This is a genomic window from Halolactibacillus alkaliphilus (genome assembly GCF_900115465.1).
Classification (GTDB): domain Bacteria; phylum Bacillota; class Bacilli; order Bacillales; family Amphibacillaceae; genus Halolactibacillus; species Halolactibacillus alkaliphilus.
Window position 1 is genome coordinate 1 of record NZ_FOWN01000044.1, and the last position, 17,724, is coordinate 17,724.

A 17,724-nucleotide genomic window follows, 5' to 3' on the forward strand; every position below is an offset into this window, starting at 1 on the left:
AAAAAAAGAATTAAAAACAATGGTTGATCAAGCAGCTTTACCTTTGGAATCTATCCCGGGGACAGCACAAGTTGATTTCGGAACGGCTCCTTTTGTTTATCAATCAGAATCGATGGAGTTACCCTATTTGGTGATGTCGTTTCCTTTCAGTAATACGTTTTATTTTCAGGTTTTTCCTTCGGAAAATGCGGAGTGTTTACTCGAAGGGTTACAACGTATGTTTCATCATATGGGTGGGGTTCCGAGAACTATTCGATTTGATAACTTTAGACCCGCAGTGAAAAAGATATTAGACAAGGGAGAGCGAAAGCTCACAGATGTGTTTGAGCGTTTTGTGGGTGAAAAAACCATCGGTGACACCACTGATTCAAACACTCATTAAAAAAGACTATGTGGCAAAACAACGATCTCAGGTTGATAAACGAAGTTACACACTTCAAGTGACAGAGCGAGGATCTCGTCTACTTGAGGAAGTAGAAGCGGATTACTTATTGTCAGTTTCAGTGCTTAAAGAAAAGCTTGGAGACGATCAATTTAATGAATGGATTAGATTAACAGAAAAAGCAAATACCATCTTAGAGGAGTTGGCGTCATGCGAGTCTTAGTTACGGGTGCAAGCGGAAACGTTGGCCGATTTGTTGTAAAAGAACTACAACAGTTAGGAGAAGAGGTTGTCGTTGCGGGAACGAATAAACAAAAACTTATTGGAATATTCGGAAGTGATGTCGAAGCGGTTACACTTGACTTTACGTCTCCAGACACATTTAAAGAAGCAATTAAAAACATTGACCGGGTCTTTCTCATGCGTCCCCCTCACTTAGGAAAGGTAAAAGATATGTATCCGTTTATAGATCACTTATCGGAACAGTCGTTACAACTCGTTGTCTTCTTATCGCTAATGGGTGTCAGTCGTAACCCTTTCCCGCCGCATTACCGGATTGAAAAGTATATTGAGCAGAAGTGCTTGCCTTATACCCACGTGAGACCAGGTTTTTTCATGCAGAACATTTCTGGTGTTCATGCAGAAGAGATAAAACAACAGAACAAAGTATTTGTCCCCGCAGGTAACAGCGAGACAAGCTTTATCGACGCGCGTGATATCGGTTTAACCATCGCTAAGATGCTTCATCAACCTGAAAAACATCATGATAAAGCTTACACACTAACCGGTAAAGAAGCGCTCACGTATAATCAAGTTGCTGATATCTTAAGTGACGTGACAGGTAAAGACATCGTTTATGATAAGCCAAGTATGTTAGCCTACCGAAAATATTATATCGAAGAAAGACAATTAGATCCGACCTATGTGACCGTCACGATGATGTTGTATCTAATGACCCGACTAGGTACGGCGAAACCCGTAACAGCTGATTTTTCAGAAATAACAGGAAAAGAACCAACGTCATTTAAACAATTTGCGTTAGACCATGTGGCTGCTTTTAAGTAGTTACATTGGTCTAACGCTTATTTTGATTGGTATTATCGAGCATGGGTTACCTTTAGGGTGTCCTTATGAAATCCCTTTCCTCAAACATTCGTTAGAATGTTAGGTGGGGATAGTTCAATATCCTAGGTCAGTTTATAACGTTTTTTCAAATCAACATAGTCACTGACAATCTGCCAGTAGTCTTTTTCGTTTTTCGGCGCCGGTGTCCAGTCTTTATCCGGCCATTGAGCTAAAACGCCGGAAAAGGATTGTTCATCTAAGAAATGCTTATCTACTGTTGCCCCGGTGCAGCCATGAAGAGGTGCGAGATAAAGATAACCATCAAAGAATTGAGCGAAGAAATCAAAGGTATTGTGACGATCTCGGTCACGATCAGCGGCATACTTTTTCAAATCAAATCCCGCTGGTTTAGATAGAAGTTGTTCAACCAACGCCGTTGGTGAAGGTAGTATTTGTTTTTGTGTCACCATCCCCATCAAAGGATCAAGTGGTTGGTGAAAAAGGATGTTGGTGACCCGGTCACCATAGGCTTCATACAAATACTCACCGAGCCATTTTGTCTCTTGTAATTCGCTTTCAGATGTTGATTGTGTCTGAGCAAGGGGGTGTTTTAAAGCATGAACAGTTCCGGTTAAAATAAGAATTTTTTCATCTGCTTGCTTGATATCCATGATGATATTTGCCCGGTACGCATCAATCGGTCCTTTATAAAAGACGCGCTGTAAATTTTCTGCGGTTCTGACGCCGTTATAATCAGACCAGTCAAAGATATAACTCATGTTAATCAAGAGAAATGGGGGTGTATTCTTATGACTTATTTGATTAAAACGCCAGACGGCTTCATATAAATCAAGATACTCTTGATAAGCCCATCTGACGTTATAGTGAAACATCAGCTGACGGGCTAAGTTTCTGTCAAATGCCTTTCCTGTTAGTAACTGATTTAGCATCTCTTGGTCTTCACTTGCCCCAAATTCCATTCCGAGATAATAGATACCCGCCGCATGTAAATCAGGAATCATAGCTTTAATGAAATCAAGATGGAGCTTAACCGCATGATCTTCCGCTAATAACACGACATCATATTGTTTAAAGGCCTGAAGCAGGTAGTCTTTTGGATGAGAAAAATCAGATTGATGTTTCATTTATCCTTACCTCCTATTGATGAAATAACCACTGAATAATATCGATAAACCTCTCCCGCCAATCCTCTTCATGATGCGCGCCACCTTCAATCACGTTAAATCTTAATTGATCATGCGGTAAAGCTGTCTGACGTAACGCCTCATAAACATGTTGGTTACTATCTAAATAGATACACGGAAAGTTAAGATTAGTCGCATCACTCGTTTCATTTGTGCCGACATCTAAATATAACTTTAATGCACCATAGCGGTTTGATGTATGAATAGCTTGAACCAGTTGCTCTTCTGCAAAATAAGCAGCGGTCGATAGGGCAGCGACCTTATGAAAGATATCGCTATGAAAAATCCCACCGCAAATAGAAATCAACCCACCCATAGAACTCCCCATCATCGCCGTCTGTTCTCTATGTGTGAATGTCCGGTAATGGCTATCGATATAAGGCTTTATTGTTTCTGTGATGCATTTAAGGTAGTCAAAACCTTTTCCGCCTAAGCGATGGGTCTTTTTCGCGTGAGGTAAATACTCCCCGCCTTTTATACTTATCCATGGACAATACTCCTCATAGCGATAAAGCCCACCGTTATCAATACCAACGACAATGTAAGCATGACGTTCGTCGATATGATATAAATCGTCAAGCGAGTGTCTCACCTCCCATATGCTTCCGAAACTTGACGTCGCTTTATCAAACAAGTTTTGGCCGTCATGCATATAAATAACAGGATAGTGGCGGTTCGTCTCGTTATAATCAGGTGGTAAATAGATGCGGATTGTGCGATAGCGATTAAGTTCAGGTAAATAAAAGTTGTCTATATGCAATAGTTGACTATGTGTCATATGGCTACCTCCTAAGGGAATGTTTTGTTGTGTTTAGTATAAGTGGTTTTAACGTCATTAAATAGTATAGTATTAAGATAAGTCGGATAATATTATCCTTGTTTTTTATGGAGGTGATGGAGATAGAAGAGACGTTTATTGGAGACCCAACGGTGTTTGTCCCAGAGATGGATTTGTTATTAGACCGAGGTGACCTCGCGGCGATAGAAGAAATTTTAACTAAAAAGCACCTAACTGAAGTGGAGGAAGACAAAACGGTGGCAGTGAAACGAATCGATTTATACATTTGGCAAGCCATCTTAGTCAGGCGACTGTCCGGCCACGCTCATAAAGTTGTTAAAGCCATCGTACACGAGCGGTACAATGATTTTTATCGCCGCATCGGTCGTGTCGAAACGCTTAAGAATTGTCACTCACTCGAAAAAGAACTGTTTTACGCCTATATTCAGAGTGAAAAATTACAGTCAGAAGTGACGTATCATCGTACGCTCAATCATATATTAACTTACATTCATTTGCATATTGAAGCGTCTTTCACGCTTAATGGCCTGGCAGAAGCTCTTAGTCTGACAAAACCTTATATAAGTCAGTTATTTAAACAAGAGACCGGCCAAACCATTATGTCTTATGTGACAGGTGTAAAAATTAATCGGGCGAAAGTGTTACTTCATGATACAAACTTAAGTATATTGGCTATCAGTGAGCGCCTAGGCTATTATGATTCCAGTCATTTCGGACGGATATTTAAGAAAGTGACTGGTCTAACGCCCCGTATGTTTCGCCATCAACATAGTGAAACAAGCGAGTAGACATCTAAGCTAAATAAAGAATATTATGTAAATTTTTGTTTACTGTGATAAAATATAAATCAACAATGATAATTCATCGATGTAACAGCAACATTCATTTTAAATGAACGAGGTGATGTGTTGAAACGAATGAAATGGTTTTTATTTTTTGTCGGAGTTCTCATTATAAGTATATGGCTCTATAGAGGAAACACCATCATTGAAGTAACCGAGTTGAGAATAGAAAGTGATAGCTTACCCGAAAGTTTTAACGGATTTAAAATTGCGCATGTGTCAGATTTACATAATGCCACATTTGGTGAGGGTAATGCATCATTATTAGCACTATTAAAAGCGCAAGAACCTGATATGATTGCAGTCACTGGTGATGTGATTGACTCAAGACGAACCGATGTAGAGATCGCAATCCATTTTTTAAAAGAGGCTGTAAAGATTGCGCCGGTGTCTTATGTGACGGGTAATCATGAGGCACGCATACCTGAGTATCAGCTGTTTAAAAATACAATCGAAAATATAGGGGTCAACGTTTTAACAAATACTATGATCGAGTTGAAAAGAGGACCAGCATTGATATACATTGCTGGGATAGAAGATCCTGCATTTAATACGGGACACTCAGAGTTTGTCACAACACATGAACAACTTGAAGCGACGCTTATAGAAAATCAGGCGTATACGGTTTTGTTAGCGCATCGACCAGAGCATTTTTCACTTTACAAGCTCATGGAAGTCGATCTTGTCTTGGCTGGTCATGCTCACGGCGGTCAAGTAAGGCTCCCGTTTATTGGCGGATTTGTCGCACCTGATCAGGGTTTTTATCCCGACTATACAAGTGGACCATACAAAGAAGAAAGCACAACGATGATTGTTAGTCGTGGGATAGGAAATAGCATCCTTCCATTACGCGTGAATAATCCACCAGAACTCGTGACGGTTACATTGGCATCATCACAGTAGTCTAGAAATGTTGTGTACTTAGGTAAGAAGGTTTTATGGACGTTGTATTAGTAAAAGGATACCAAGGCATGAAACCGTTAAGTAGAGATTATTTAGCGTGTATATTGAAGTAATGTAGTAAGCATTCATAAGCTTAGTAACGATATCTTTTTTAAAAGAAGAGGTGAGAATCAATGACACTACAACAACTTAAATATTTTATTGAAACGGTCAAACATGGTTCGATTAATAAGGCAGCAGAGCGTTTATTTATTGCTCAGCCAAGTTTATCGAGTGCCTTAAAAGAACTAGAAGCCGAGATCGGTCAAGAGCTGTTTATTCGTACCCCGCGCGGGATTTCTCTTACGACTGATGGGGCGGAGTTTTTAGGGTATGCCAGACAAGTCGTTGAACAACAATCCTTACTTGAACAACGGTGGTTAAATAAAACCCCCTCTCGTCGTCTTTGTGCGATTTCCACACAGCACTATGCTTTTGCGGTGAATGCGTTTGTGAATATGGTAAAAAAAACTGATGCCATAGAGTATGAATATACACTAAGAGAAGCACGTACATTCGAAATTGTTGAAGATGTGAAGCATTTACGGAGTGAGTTAGGGATTATCTATAAAAGTAAATTTAATACACAAGTCATTGATAAACTGTTAAAAGAAAATCATTTACTGTTTCATCCGCTTTTTACTGCTAAACCCCACGTATTTGTTAGTTCAACGAATCCGTTAAGTCAAAAAAAACGTGTGTCATTGGCGGATTTAGAAGATTATCCAAGGCTCTCTTATGAACAAGGGGAGTTTAATTCGTTTTATTTCTCCGAAGAAATTTTAAGTACGGAGTATGTCAAAAAAGATATTAAAGTAGGAGATAGGGCAACAATCTTTAACTTAATGATTGGACTAAATGGCTACACCATTTCATCGGGAATTGTGAGTGCGGATTTAAACGGTGATAATATTGTGGCGGTGCCACTTGATGTAGATGATGATATGACGGTAGGCTATATCACACATAAAGATTTCCAGTTAACCCAACAAGCCGCACTTTATGTGACAGAACTTATCGATGTCATTAAAGCTTATGATGTCGACGTGAAAGTCTAGTTATAGTTAAAGTCTATAACTAGGCATATATTTAATATGTTAGTCAGCCCCCTAATCGTATGTTTAAATAATGATCATACATTTAGAAGTAGTTAATGTAAAAATGAGGGGGATTACATATGCATGAAAAATTTCACATTATCGGCAGTTTGCTTAGACCAAAAGCGCTCTTAGGTTATAAAGAGAAAATCGAACATCGGGATGATATCTCGTATCCATTCTATAAAGATTTTGACGGGTATGAGGCATGTGAGGATGAGGCGATTAAATCCGTTGTTCAAAAGCAAATTGATCATGGACTAACGGTGATTAGTGACGGAGAATATTCCAAATCACTCTGGCACTTAGATTTTGTTTGGGGACTTCAAGGTATTGAACGTTATATTGCGGATCATGGTTATTTCTTCTGTGATACCGACGGCTGTTCAAAGTATGAAACGAGAAAAGATATTGGACTAAAAATTACCGGAGAAATAGATGCGAAACAGCATCACTTTATCGATATTTTTAAGAAGCTAAAACAAGCAGCTGGAAGTCATCAGGTGAAACTGTGTGTTCCCTCACCTTCTCATATTTACGGAGAATTATTATGGTCGGATAATATCGGTGGAAAAGATGCGGTGTATAGCGACTCACAAACCCTAAAACAAGGGCTAATTCGAGCCTATAAAACGTTTGTATATGATTACGCGGAAGCGGGCGGTGAGATTTTACAATTTGACGACTGTCTCTGGGAAATCTTCGCTGATGACAATCCAAATTCACCCTATACAGGTGAACACATTAATCAAGAAGAAGTAAAGGCACTAGCACTAGATTTTATCGATATTAATAATATAATCATTGATTTTGGCCATAATTTAGACTTGAAAATGTGGACACATAACTGCCGTGGGAATTACGATTCACGGAATATGGGAGGTGGGTCGTATGAAAAGATTGCGAACCTCTTTTTAAAACAGTTAAAATATGATCGCTTCTTTCTTGAATGGGACGATGACAGGGCAGGTTCAATTGAGGCATTGACAGTCTTTCAAGATAAACCGAATACAGACATCGTCTTAGGGCTGTTGTCATCAAAGACTAATACATTGGATGACGCCACCCGTGCGCTGAACTTACTTGAAAAAGCAGCGACCATTATTGACCGGGACCGGTTATTCTTATCGCATCAATGTGGCTTTGCTTCATGTGATGGCGGAAATGAGCTAACAGAAGCAGAACAATGGGCGAAAATTCAGCAAGGCCAACGATTGGCAGAACAGTTTTTTGGTAGTTAAACACAGAGCAAAGCGAAAACCAAGGAGATTGTATGAAAAGTATCCTTGGTTTTTGAGTGTGTTTTAAAAGCACTAACTAACGGCTTTAGAAACAAGTAGGTCATTCGTTATTTTGTGTGGCGTAAAGTGAGCTAAATAAACAGTGTGCTTTTGGTAGAATGTAAGGTGGGGTAGTTTAATATATAATAAACAAAATACGGTAAAATAAAGCTGAATTACCGATTAAAAAGCAGGAAGGAGTTAAAGTGAAAATATAATGGAGGGCAATCAAATTAATTTACGTCTTAAAAAAATCATTCTACTATCTATTTATATTATTATCTATTTTAAAATCAACTTTGGAGTTTTGAGAAGTACGGTCTTTCTTGCTTTGTTAGAGAATGATCAATTCTTTTTAAATTTGATTATGATTTTAATTGTATACTTATTTTGTAGGCAAGAATTAGACCAATCACTAAAAGAACTAAATCTTTCAATGATTAAAAAAACCTTATTAACTTTGATTGTTTTGATATTGACGATATACATCTATATGACGCTTGTGTTTGATAATTTTGAGGTGGCATCTCAAAACTATACTATTGAGTTTTTGTTTGCTGCTATAATCATTGCTCCGTTAAGAGAAGAATTAATTTATCGATACTTATTTTTAAGTGTGACGGATTCAAAAATGGGGAAAACAGTTTTAGGCGTAATTTCTGTATTACTCTTTGTCTACGGTCATAGACATATGCATAATGGGAATTTATTGGCGATGATGCAAGTAGTGTTTCTATCATTAGGAACAATTTTTCTATACGTAGAAGAAAAAAATATATTTACAGCCATTGTTTTACATGTCATGTTTAATGCTTTCGTTATCATCATGTCCTTGATATAACGAATTTAAAACCCACCTTAAAGAAGGCATGTCTTAGCAATTTGCTCCTTAATTTGTATAAGGTAACTTGGTAATATTATTGTGCTATAACAAAAAGACGAAAGAAAGCCTCAAGGGTACCTGAAGCTCTCTTTTATCTGCATTTTAAATAGCTTGTATCGGTAAAATACTAATACACATGTGATTGATATTCACAGACAGCAGGTATGAGCTAAGTAGATGATTCAATTTACCATGCACGGTAAATTGATAAGTGGAGTCGTAAATACGCTAGCTTTTTTCTTGCCGATACAGCAGGAAATCCCCTACATATTTGAAATATAATATAAACCAGTGACGATGATAATGCTCAATTTATAGGGGGAATTGTTTATGTTGTATTAGCACGTTTAAGGGCAATGTTTATTCCTTTTCAAACGATGACTTAACATGTGTGTTGTCGCTTACGTTACTTTGTTCAAAGTGATTATTCATACGATTTAGTTTTCACTAAGGAGGTCTTTGTACTCATCTACATCGTCAAATTCTGTTGAAGAGTATGCTGGTATAAGACTTGTATTCATTAAAAGAATGGGCTCTCCATTATTGATTTTCTCTATAACGATATCAAAAGAATTATCTTTATTTAGTGCAAGTTCAATATTTTGCATATTCCCGTTTAAATGGTATTCATTACCCTTCTTCAATTGATACGTTCCCCGATCAACTTCCCTGCTATCAATATATTGAACAAAGCTGCTATCTTCTGGTTGAAAACTCAATTGAACAAGATATCTGTCTATCGTTTCCGTTTGATAAAATCCTCTCAAACTAGGCTCAGGACCTGATTTATACATGATTGTAATGACAATTAACGTAATGAAAAACAAAAGAATAACTTTCTTCATCTTTCTCCTCCCACTCATGTCATATCATTTTTTTACGCTAATTATCTTTTTTTCTCACAAGTAAATCGCTTATAATAAAATGAATTTTTCATTTAATGTTTAGAAATGCTTTAGTGCCTGGCTTTTTTCATGCGTTAGTTATTTCAACTGAATGTGGTATGTCATCACATTCAACGGTGTCTGCTGGAGAAAAGATGTCTAACATACACTCAACTTCTTTTGGTGATTTGGATTGATTTTTATAGACTAAGTAAAATGATTGAGTGACTTTAAAATCAGTTAATTGAATAGTCGATAATTCGCCTGATTTCAATTCGTGTAATATAGAAATGTGATATAAAAAACCAATGCCATCATCGTTTTTGATATAATTTTTTAACAATTGAATATTTCCAATACGGTTAATTCGCATGAGTTTGTGAAGGGCTTTTTTATCCTGCTTAAGTTGATGATCAATGGCCTCACTAAGTCCCGCCCCTTCTTCTCGCAATAACAGACGCTCATGTTTTAAATCGTTGATTGAAACAGTTGAATTAGCTAAATGATGCCTTGGTGAACAGGTAAGGATGACGTCATCCTCGTAAAAACTCACAGCGGTAAGATCGTCTGAATTCACTGGACCTGACAGCAGCGCATAATCGATTTTCCCATCTTTAAGTAGTTGGAGTAAGCGCTCACTATTTTCCACCATTAAATGAATCTTCACACGCTTTTCTTCACAGAAAAGGCAGGTGTGTTCTGGAATATAATATTCTCCAATTGTTCGGCTGACGCCAATCATGAAGGAAGGAACATCTTCATGTTCAGATAATGTATCAAGAATTTCGGTAATTTCTCGATTTAATATGGTTAACTGATTCTTTAAGAATGCCCCTTTTTTCGTCAGTTTTAATACCCGATCCTCGTAATGGAATAATTTAACTTCTAGATGTTCTTCTAAATACTGAATGTGCTTGGTGACGGCTGGTTGTGATAAAGCAAGCAGTTTTGCTGCTTTTGTATAATTAAGTTGATCTGCAAGCACTAAGAATGTGCGGTAACGATAATCTAACATTCTATCTTCTCCCTCGGGTCTTAATGTGTAAGTCACTCGTGTCCTATCTTACTATAACAAAATCTAATATATCATAATGAAAAACTTACCTATGTATAGTTACTATATCATATGACAAATAGAAATGGTGAAAAGAGATTTTTTCTATCTAAAACCTCTTGATATCCAGATAAAGATGAGTAAAGAGGGGAAGGATATGGGTGTCTTTATGAGCTCTTAACAGCGCATTATTTGTGAATAATGCAACGTGAATATGTGCCGAGCATTGGCCTATATTCATTTTTGTTATAGTAGTATTCCTATTCTTCATTTCACAAACTGTTGATTTTAATCTTATAATTAAACTTGTTAAAGACATCACAAACAAAGTGAACGAAAGTGTTTGAAATATTTTTTTAATATTATTTGTGAAAGTATGAGCGTAATGTTTGTGGTGAATATCTTGCAAGCGTTTAAATTAAGGGAGGAAGAAAAATGAGTCAATTGCAAAGTAGTGAGAAGGTGACATTTTTAGATCCATCGCATGAGCGCATGTCTTATACACAACCAGTGATTGGATTTGTCTTACTAGGACTAATCGTTGTGTTTGGTACGTATCTTAACGGTTTAAGTGCGAGTTTACCTGTACATTTAATGGCAGGTGTATACTTAGGTTATGTGTTAACACGTGCTCGATTTGGTTTTGCGGGTGGGATTAAGCGTATTTATATGCGTGGTGAAGGCAGTTTAACGAAAGCGCTGATTATTTTAATTTTAGTCACAGCTTTTGTGACAATGGGCTTACAATGGAAAGCGGCAGCAGACGGTTTACTACCAGCTTACTTGGCGGGTGAAGGTGAGGCATTTATTCCGGGAACAACGAACGTTTACTTTACTAATATTGCCACGATTATAGGTGGGTTTATCTTTGGAATCGGGATGATGCTAGCTGGTGCGTGTGGCTCTGGAACATTAGCTGATTTTGGTGAAGGTGCTGGGCGAGCATTGATTGCTTTTATTTTCTTTGTATTAGGAACAGCTCCGGGTCATTATTTAAGACAAGTTATTGATGGTACAGCGATTGGTCAAGTAGGTGTGCGTTTGCACTTTCCGCAGGTGATGGGTTACTTCGGTGCTTTTTTGATGACAGCGGCACTGCTTGGTGTTATTTACTGGATAACGATCAAATATGAAAACATGCGTAAAGCTGAAGGGACATATATGGACCCAAAAGGTGACTACGAAGACTTTGAGAAACCGTTAGATGACACTAAAAAAGCCCCCTTCCTTAGTCATCAAACATATCATAAACTATTTATTGAACGTTGGGGATTTAAACTTGGTGCATTAGCCTTAGCGATGGGAGCAATTTTTGTTCTTGTGACGACAGATAGAAACTGGGGCGTATCAACAGCAGTTCTAACTTTAAATGTGTGGTTCTTTGATCTGTTAGGGTTTGATTTTAATCCTGAGTATTTTGGTTCACACCTAGCCAGAGTTGAAGCTGGTTTACTTAATGATAGTGGAACGATTCGTAACTTAGGTTTATTCTTCGGCTGTACAATAGCCTTTTTACTTGCGAAACGCTTTACGTTTGATTTTGACTTTAATAAAAAAGACGGTTTCTATTTTGCCCTAGGCGGTTTAATGTTAGGTTTTGGTTCACGCTTAGGTTTAGGATGTAATCTTGGTGCGATGTACGCTGCTATTTCAAGTTTTTCATTTTCAGGTTGGGTGTTTTTACTTGCAATGACGCTGGGTGGTATTACAGGAATGAAGTTATTCGCGGGGAAGGTGTGTATTTTACCACATCGTATAGGCAAGAAATAGAATAGTCTTGATTAATTATTACGAAGGTGTAAATTGTCATCGTCATATGACGGTAATTATAAGGAGGAATTATTATGGGTAAAAAAGTATTAGTCGTTGGTGGAGTAGCAGGTGGTGCTTCTGTTGCGGCACGCGTAAGGCGTTTAGATGAATCAGCAGAAATTATTATGTTTGAAAGAGGCCCTTATGTGTCATTCTCAAACTGCTGTATTCCGTTTCATATTAGTGGAGATATTGAAAAGTCACAAGACTTAGTCCTAATGACGCCACCAGAATTCGATAACCAATATAATATTGATGCACGTGTATATAACGAAGTCATCGCAATCAATAAAGAAGCAAAAACAGTTGAAGTGAAAAATGTTCAAACAAACGAAACCTATACAGAAAGTTATGACGTCTTATTCTTAGCGCCAGGCGCAGTTGCGCTTCGACCACAAAGTATTGAGGGCATTAACGACGAGCACGTCTTTGTCATGAAGACTGTCCCAGATGTAGAAGCGCTCACCACTTACGCAAAAGATCACGATGTAAAAGATGTGACGGTTGTTGGTGGTGGCTATATAGGATTAGAAGTAGCTGAAAACTTGAAGTATGCGGGATACAACGTGACTTTAGTTGAAGCGCTAGATCAAGTCATGGCCCCGCTTGATTACGATATGGTACAAGTTATTCATCGTGAAATCATGAAAAATGACGTGGATTTAGTTTTAGGGGATAGCGTTCAAAAGGTTGCTAAGGATAAAGTCATCCTTGCTTCTGGCCGTGAAATTCGCGCTCAAGCCGTCGTCATGGCAATCGGTGTCCGTCCGGAAAATACGCTTGCTAAACAAGCAGATTTAGCGTTATCAGCAACAGGTGCAATCAAAGTTAACCATCATTATCAAACGAGTGATCCTAATATTTATGCTGTCGGTGATGCAATTGAGACGACATGTTTCTTCACAGGACAAAAAACACAATTAACTCTCGCCGGTCCAGCCCAGCGCCAAGCGCGATCTGCAGCTGACCATGTCTATGGCCGTACGTATGTAAATACGGGTGTGATTGGGTCATCAAGTGTGAAAATGTTTGGTATGAATGCAGCTAATACAGGGCTGAATGAAAAACAATGTCAAGCACGTGGTATTGACTATGATTACAGCTATGTGATTCCAAAAGATAAAGTAGGTTTAATGCCAAATTCAGAAAACTTATTCTTTAAATTAATCTTCCAAGTGCCATCAGGCAAAATTCTTGGTGCACAAGCAGTAGGGCGTGGTAACGTCGATAAACGTATTGACGTTATTGCGACAGCTATTATGCTAAATGGTAATTTAGAACACTTAAAAGAGTTAGAATTGACTTATTCACCACACTTTTCAACCGCGAAAGATGTTGTGAATCATGCGGCACTTGCAGCATTAAATATTCTCAATGGTGAAGTGAAGAAAGTGCCAGTGACAAAAGTACGCGAACTCGTGGAATCAGGCGCAGTAATTATTGATGCGCGTGAAGAATATGAATATGCGCTAAGTCATATTAAAGGGGCGGTCAATATTCCACTTAGTCAGTTCCGCCAACGCTTAGATGAGATTCCTAAAGATCAACCCGTCTATGTTCACTGCCGTTCAAGTCAACGAAGCTACAATATGGTGCGTGCACTTGGCCAATTAGGGTTTGATCATGTGTATAACGTAGATGGTTCATTCTTAGGTGTTTGTGAGTATGAATACTTTAATGACGTTGCGTTAAATCGAAACCCTATTGTCACAGACTATAATTTTAACTAAGTAGTAATGTAATTAATAGGTTACATGTCCGTAGCGGGAAGACGTCTTCCCGCTATTTAAATTCCTCTAGTGAACATAAGAAAAACTAAAGTATTATCCACAAAATGCATACCCCCCCTTGTAATGATAAGAAACCTTCTGGTAAGCTAGTGAATGGGATAAATAAATAAGAGAACGCAACATTGGAGGATTATTATGAATGTTAAACAGTCAAAAAATCCATTTGAAATCACACTGACATTATTGACGTGGCTTATTGTCATTGTACTATGGTTTATATTCACAAACGTCGGTGAGATGTCTTCACTCCTTTTACCATCCCCCCAAGTGGTTTGGGAGACATTTATGAATATTGTAAAGAACGGGTACGGGAATGTAAGTCTGTGGCAACATCTCAGCGATAGCTTTGTGAGACTCTTCTGGGCAGTAAGTTTAGCCTTTATAACCGCGGTACCTTTAGGACTTCTTAGTGGTTATTTTAGTAAGTTTAAAGCGATTGTTGATTCCATTGTCCAATTTTATCGCCCAATACCCCCCCTTGCTTATTATGCACTCTTAATTTTATGGATGGGCATTGATGATGGATCGAAAGTAACCTTGCTTTATCTAGCGGCTTTTGCACCCATTTACATCGCTTGTGTCGCTGCGGTTAATAGTGTTAGTCAAGACTATATTTTAAGTTCGAAATCTCTAGGTGCTAGCCAAAAAGATGTATTCTTAAAAGTCGTTCTTCCTGCTTGTATGCCAGATATTTTTACTGGTCTAAGAACGGCGATGGGCTTTGCCTATACGACACTCGTTGCTGCTGAAATGACGGCGGCTACAAGCGGCATTGGTTGGATGGTGATTGATGCGTCACGTTATTTAAGATCTGACGTCATGTTTGTCGGGATTATTATTATGGGTGTGACTGGTATTATGATGGACGGTGGTTTACTGTTACTTGAAAATAAATTTGTATTTTGGAAGGGGAAAGATTAGTGATGAATAAAATGATACAAGTATTATTAGTGACGTTAGTAGGGCTTCTCGTATTCACCGCATGTGGTGATGCGTCTTCAGACAATGGTGAGGGGGGGCAACCGGATGTCGTTAATATCGGTTATTTACGTGTGCCAAATGATGAAATGATTGCGATAACTGAAGCTTATTTTGATCAATATTTTGCTGATCAAGGTATTGAAACAAACTTTGTTGTGTTTGACTCAGGTGTTGAAGCCAATCAAGCATTCGCTTCAGGTAGTGTTGATTTTGCCTCAATGGGTAACACAAATGGGATCATTGCGCTATCTCGCGGACTAGATGTTGAATTGATTTGGCTGCATGAAATTCTTGGTGAAATAGAAGGGTTAGCTGTACGTGAGGGAAGTGGGATTGAACAAGTCGCAGACTTACAAGGGATGAGGATTGCGACGACTTTTGCTTCAACGTCACATTACAGTTTACTTCAAGTATTAAATGATGCGGGTATTGCTGATGATGTTGAACTTGTTGATATGAAAACCGTGGATATTGTCGCTGCTTGGGAACGCGGGGATATCGATGCGGCTTATACGTGGCAACCGTCACTAGGTAGACTACTAGAAGACGGTGAAATGCTGATTTCTTCTGAACAAGCGGCTGAAATGGGACACAAAACAGCGAATATTTTACTTGCGCGAAAAGGCTTTACTGAAAAGTACAAAGACTTAACAACGGACTTTATCGCGGCACTTGTTGAAGGTGGGAACGCTTATCGCGCAGATGCAGCAAAAGCAGCTGAAATTGTGGCAGGCTCCCTTGAAATTACGCCAGAGAATGCATTAATGCAAATGCAAGGATCAATCTGGTTAACGCCAGAAGAAGAAGTCAGCAGTGAATATTTAGGGACATCAGAAGAAGCGGGTGACTTCTCTCGCGTGATGAAACAAACATCAGATTTCCTTCTTGAACAGGGATCGATTTCAGATTCACCCTCACAAGAAGCCTTTGATGCGTTTATTAATCCTGAATATATCGAAGCTTACTTGGCACGTTAATATTATCATCTTCAACTAAGGAGTTTTTATTATGACAAAAGAAACACCTTTAATAGCACTCAATCATGTGAGTATGGACTATGGTGAAGGATCAGAATCTGCCCTTGCCTTAAAAGACATTGACTTAACTATAGAAAAAAATGAATTTCTTTGTATTTTAGGTCCTTCAGGTTGCGGGAAAAGCACCCTCTTAAAAATAATTGCCGGCTATCAAAAACCAACAACAGGTGAAGCGACGTTTCAAGGGAAAACAATTACCGCTCCAGACTGGCACCGAGGGGTCGTATTTCAATCGCCTACGTTATACCCTTGGTTATCAGTTAAAGATAATGTTGGCTTTGGTCCAAGGGTAAGAGGGATAAAGAAAGCCAAGATTAATCAAATAACAGATCAATTCCTTGACCAAATCGGGTTATTGAAAGATAAAGATAAGGCGGTCTTTGACCTTTCAGGTGGTATGCGCCAACGGGTGGCCTTAGCGCGCGTACTTGCGAATGAACCGGAAATGATTTTAATGGATGAACCGCTTGGCGCACTTGATGCGCTCACGCGCCTCAATATGCAGACGCTTATTCGTAATCTGTGGCATAAAAATAAAAATACTGTCATGATGATCACACATGACGTTGAAGAAGCATTGTCGCTTGGCACACGTGTGATTGTGATGTCGAAACAGCCAGGAACGATTATTAAGTCATTCGATTTAAATTATACCTATCAAGCTTTAGAAACAGACAATCATCGCGTGAAAGTAGATGAACAGTATTTAGAGATTAAAAATGATATTCTAGATTTAATTAATGCGGATTTAAATGAAGTATAATGAAGGTCTTTATTGTCAAACAGTCTTGATGCCCCTTTAGCGAGAGCATCAGGACTGTTTTTATTTTAAAAATATCTAAGTGTTTAGTGACAAGAAAATGATACATAATACGTGTTTGTGAATTACTCTAAACACTTCAAGCAACCTTTAAGTGTTGGGAGTAGTTCATGAAAATCACAGGAGTTGCCTTTTCATTTTTTTTACGTTATAATTATCTTGAATTCGAGATAAAAGGAGTGGTGTGATGGTTCAAATTGATGCCTCAACATTATCAAAGCGGGAACATTATCATTTATTAACACGGGCAGTTGCCCCCAGACCAATTGCTTTTGTGACGTCACAGTCAAAAGAAGGTGTACTTAATGGCGCACCGTTTAGTTACTTTACTATTGTATCAGCAGAGCCGCCACTTTTGATGATCTCTGTTCAACGTAAAGATAAAAAAATGAAGGATACAGCGCGTCATATCATTGACTCAGGAGAGTGTGTCATCCACATCGTCGATGAAACAAATGTTGAAAAAGTTAATCTGACAGCGAGTGCACTACCTAGAGATGAAAGCGAAGTAGATACCTTTGACTTTACACGCGTGAAGAGTCAACGTGTGAAAGTAGACGGGGTGAAAGAGGCTCAGATTAGAATGGAGTGCGTACTTGATACTCATACGGTTGTAGGTGATAAAAGTACTGACCTTATCGTTATGCGCGTCGTTCACTATCATTTAGATGAAGCTGTTTATAATGGGGAAGTCATTGATGATGAGCGTTTAAAACCGGTCACACGATTAGGTGGACAGTCATACAGCAAATTAGGTGAGGTGTTCGAATTAGTTCGACCAAAGTGAACTACTCCCACCACTTACCACCCTTACGGGTTGCTTGAAGTGGGGGCTTCTTGGGTAATCGCCA

General features: G+C 38.5%; 17 protein-coding genes and 1 pseudogene. 14 read left to right on the plus strand and 4 right to left on the minus strand.

The genetic code is table 11. The annotated features are described in order from the left end of the window. The 3 genes and pseudogenes from BM163_RS12770 to BM163_RS12780 all read left to right on the plus strand — a co-directional run. Nucleotides 1–337 (plus strand): annotated as a pseudogene (locus BM163_RS12770) (IS21 family transposase); the annotation flags it as partial. A gap of 1 nt (nucleotide 338) precedes the next feature. Further along, a complete protein-coding gene (locus BM163_RS12775; RefSeq protein ID WP_177200268.1) occupies nucleotides 339–605 on the plus strand; it encodes a MarR family winged helix-turn-helix transcriptional regulator in 267 nt (88 codons plus the stop codon). After that, complete coding sequence (locus BM163_RS12780; protein ID WP_089803569.1) at nucleotides 593–1,447, plus strand: NmrA family NAD(P)-binding protein; 855 nt, start codon at nucleotides 593–595, stop codon at nucleotides 1,445–1,447. Before BM163_RS12775 ends, BM163_RS12780 begins: the two co-directional genes overlap by 13 nt. 122 nt (nucleotides 1,448–1,569) lie before the next feature. On the opposite strand, the gene BM163_RS12785 is transcribed toward BM163_RS12780, so the two are convergent. Then, a complete protein-coding gene (locus tag BM163_RS12785; RefSeq protein WP_089803570.1) occupies nucleotides 1,570–2,592 on the minus strand; it encodes a ChaN family lipoprotein in 1,023 nt (340 codons plus the stop codon). A 13-nt stretch (nucleotides 2,593–2,605) separates the two neighbouring features. Continuing rightward, nucleotides 2,606–3,430 (minus strand): alpha/beta hydrolase, encoded by an 825-nt coding sequence (locus tag BM163_RS12790; protein WP_089803571.1) that lies wholly within the window; start codon nucleotides 3,428–3,430, stop codon nucleotides 2,606–2,608. Between the two features lie 116 nt (nucleotides 3,431–3,546). Between BM163_RS12790 and BM163_RS12795 the strand changes: the two genes are divergently transcribed. From BM163_RS12795 to BM163_RS12815, 5 genes are all read left to right on the plus strand, one after another. Further along, nucleotides 3,547–4,239, plus strand: a complete 693-nt coding sequence (locus BM163_RS12795) for a helix-turn-helix transcriptional regulator (protein ID WP_170243742.1) — start codon at nucleotides 3,547–3,549, stop codon at nucleotides 4,237–4,239. 129 nt (nucleotides 4,240–4,368) lie between these two features. Continuing rightward, nucleotides 4,369–5,196 carry a metallophosphoesterase gene (locus tag BM163_RS12800; protein ID WP_089803584.1) on the plus strand — a complete coding sequence of 276 codons (828 nt, stop codon included), beginning with the start codon at nucleotides 4,369–4,371 and terminating at the stop codon, nucleotides 5,194–5,196. A gap of 173 nt (nucleotides 5,197–5,369) precedes the next feature. After that, nucleotides 5,370–6,293 carry a LysR family transcriptional regulator gene (locus BM163_RS12805; protein ID WP_089803573.1) on the plus strand — a complete coding sequence of 308 codons (924 nt, stop codon included), beginning with the start codon at nucleotides 5,370–5,372 and terminating at the stop codon, nucleotides 6,291–6,293. 119 nt (nucleotides 6,294–6,412) lie between these two features. Further along, on the plus strand, nucleotides 6,413–7,573 hold the full coding sequence (locus BM163_RS12810) for a cobalamin-independent methionine synthase II family protein (protein ID WP_089803574.1): 1,161 nt from the start codon (nucleotides 6,413–6,415) through the stop codon (nucleotides 7,571–7,573). A 256-nt stretch (nucleotides 7,574–7,829) separates the two neighbouring features. Next, complete coding sequence (locus BM163_RS12815; protein WP_089803575.1) at nucleotides 7,830–8,453, plus strand: CPBP family intramembrane glutamic endopeptidase; 624 nt, start codon at nucleotides 7,830–7,832, stop codon at nucleotides 8,451–8,453. Nucleotides 8,454–8,932: 479 nt separating this feature from the next. Here BM163_RS12815 and BM163_RS12820 read toward each other — a convergent pair whose 3' ends face one another. Both BM163_RS12820 and BM163_RS12825 read right to left on the minus strand, forming a co-directional pair. After that, nucleotides 8,933–9,340: a hypothetical protein gene (locus tag BM163_RS12820; RefSeq protein WP_089803576.1), complete on the minus strand. Its 408-nt coding sequence runs from the start codon at nucleotides 9,338–9,340 to the stop codon at nucleotides 8,933–8,935. A gap of 127 nt (nucleotides 9,341–9,467) precedes the next feature. Next, entirely contained in the window at nucleotides 9,468–10,394 is a 927-nt protein-coding gene (locus BM163_RS12825) for a LysR family transcriptional regulator (protein ID WP_089803577.1), read from the minus strand. Between the two features lie 474 nt (nucleotides 10,395–10,868). Here BM163_RS12825 and BM163_RS12830 point away from each other — a divergent pair, with 474 nt between their 5' ends. The 6 genes from BM163_RS12830 (at nucleotide 10,869) to BM163_RS12855 (ending at nucleotide 17,660) form a co-directional block, all read left to right on the plus strand. Further along, nucleotides 10,869–12,203, plus strand: coding sequence for a YeeE/YedE family protein (locus tag BM163_RS12830; protein ID WP_089803578.1), 1,335 nt, complete (start codon nucleotides 10,869–10,871; stop codon nucleotides 12,201–12,203). 74 nt (nucleotides 12,204–12,277) lie between these two features. Next, on the plus strand, nucleotides 12,278–13,975 hold the full coding sequence (locus BM163_RS12835; RefSeq protein WP_089803579.1) for an FAD-dependent oxidoreductase: 1,698 nt from the start codon (nucleotides 12,278–12,280) through the stop codon (nucleotides 13,973–13,975). 195 nt (nucleotides 13,976–14,170) lie between these two features. Next, entirely contained in the window at nucleotides 14,171–14,956 is a 786-nt protein-coding gene (locus tag BM163_RS12840; RefSeq protein ID WP_089803580.1) for an ABC transporter permease, read from the plus strand. A gap of 2 nt (nucleotides 14,957–14,958) precedes the next feature. Continuing rightward, nucleotides 14,959–15,993 (plus strand): taurine ABC transporter substrate-binding protein, encoded by a 1,035-nt coding sequence (locus tag BM163_RS12845; protein WP_089803581.1) that lies wholly within the window; start codon nucleotides 14,959–14,961, stop codon nucleotides 15,991–15,993. A gap of 31 nt (nucleotides 15,994–16,024) precedes the next feature. Further along, a complete protein-coding gene (locus tag BM163_RS12850; RefSeq protein WP_089803582.1) occupies nucleotides 16,025–16,816 on the plus strand; it encodes an ABC transporter ATP-binding protein in 792 nt (263 codons plus the stop codon). Nucleotides 16,817–17,060: 244 nt separating this feature from the next. Further along, nucleotides 17,061–17,660, plus strand: a complete 600-nt coding sequence (locus BM163_RS12855; protein ID WP_089803583.1) for a flavin reductase family protein — start codon at nucleotides 17,061–17,063, stop codon at nucleotides 17,658–17,660. The last annotated feature ends 64 nt before the right edge of the window (nucleotides 17,661–17,724 follow it).

What these genes read in the sequence shown, in the direction of transcription:
- BM163_RS12780 (WP_089803569.1), top strand. Translation starts at nt 593, where the DNA reads ATGCGAGTCTTAGTTACGGGTGCAAGCGGAAACGTTGGCCGATTTGTT.
- BM163_RS12785 (WP_089803570.1), bottom strand. Translation starts at nt 2,592, where the DNA reads ATGAAACATCAATCTGATTTTTCTCATCCAAAAGACTACCTGCTTCAG.
- BM163_RS12790 (WP_089803571.1), bottom strand. Translation starts at nt 3,430, where the DNA reads ATGACACATAGTCAACTATTGCATATAGACAACTTTTATTTACCTGAA.
- BM163_RS12795 (WP_170243742.1), top strand. Translation starts at nt 3,547, where the DNA reads ATGGAGATAGAAGAGACGTTTATTGGAGACCCAACGGTGTTTGTCCCA.
- BM163_RS12800 (WP_089803584.1), top strand. Translation starts at nt 4,369, where the DNA reads ATGAAATGGTTTTTATTTTTTGTCGGAGTTCTCATTATAAGTATATGG.
- BM163_RS12805 (WP_089803573.1), top strand. Translation starts at nt 5,370, where the DNA reads ATGACACTACAACAACTTAAATATTTTATTGAAACGGTCAAACATGGT.
- BM163_RS12810 (WP_089803574.1), top strand. Translation starts at nt 6,413, where the DNA reads ATGCATGAAAAATTTCACATTATCGGCAGTTTGCTTAGACCAAAAGCG.
- BM163_RS12815 (WP_089803575.1), top strand. Translation starts at nt 7,830, where the DNA reads ATGGAGGGCAATCAAATTAATTTACGTCTTAAAAAAATCATTCTACTA.
- BM163_RS12820 (WP_089803576.1), bottom strand. Translation starts at nt 9,340, where the DNA reads ATGAAGAAAGTTATTCTTTTGTTTTTCATTACGTTAATTGTCATTACA.
- BM163_RS12825 (WP_089803577.1), bottom strand. Translation starts at nt 10,394, where the DNA reads ATGTTAGATTATCGTTACCGCACATTCTTAGTGCTTGCAGATCAACTT.
- BM163_RS12830 (WP_089803578.1), top strand. Translation starts at nt 10,869, where the DNA reads ATGAGTCAATTGCAAAGTAGTGAGAAGGTGACATTTTTAGATCCATCG.
- BM163_RS12835 (WP_089803579.1), top strand. Translation starts at nt 12,278, where the DNA reads ATGGGTAAAAAAGTATTAGTCGTTGGTGGAGTAGCAGGTGGTGCTTCT.
- BM163_RS12840 (WP_089803580.1), top strand. Translation starts at nt 14,171, where the DNA reads ATGAATGTTAAACAGTCAAAAAATCCATTTGAAATCACACTGACATTA.
- BM163_RS12845 (WP_089803581.1), top strand. Translation starts at nt 14,959, where the DNA reads ATGAATAAAATGATACAAGTATTATTAGTGACGTTAGTAGGGCTTCTC.
- BM163_RS12850 (WP_089803582.1), top strand. Translation starts at nt 16,025, where the DNA reads ATGACAAAAGAAACACCTTTAATAGCACTCAATCATGTGAGTATGGAC.
- BM163_RS12855 (WP_089803583.1), top strand. Translation starts at nt 17,061, where the DNA reads ATGGTTCAAATTGATGCCTCAACATTATCAAAGCGGGAACATTATCAT.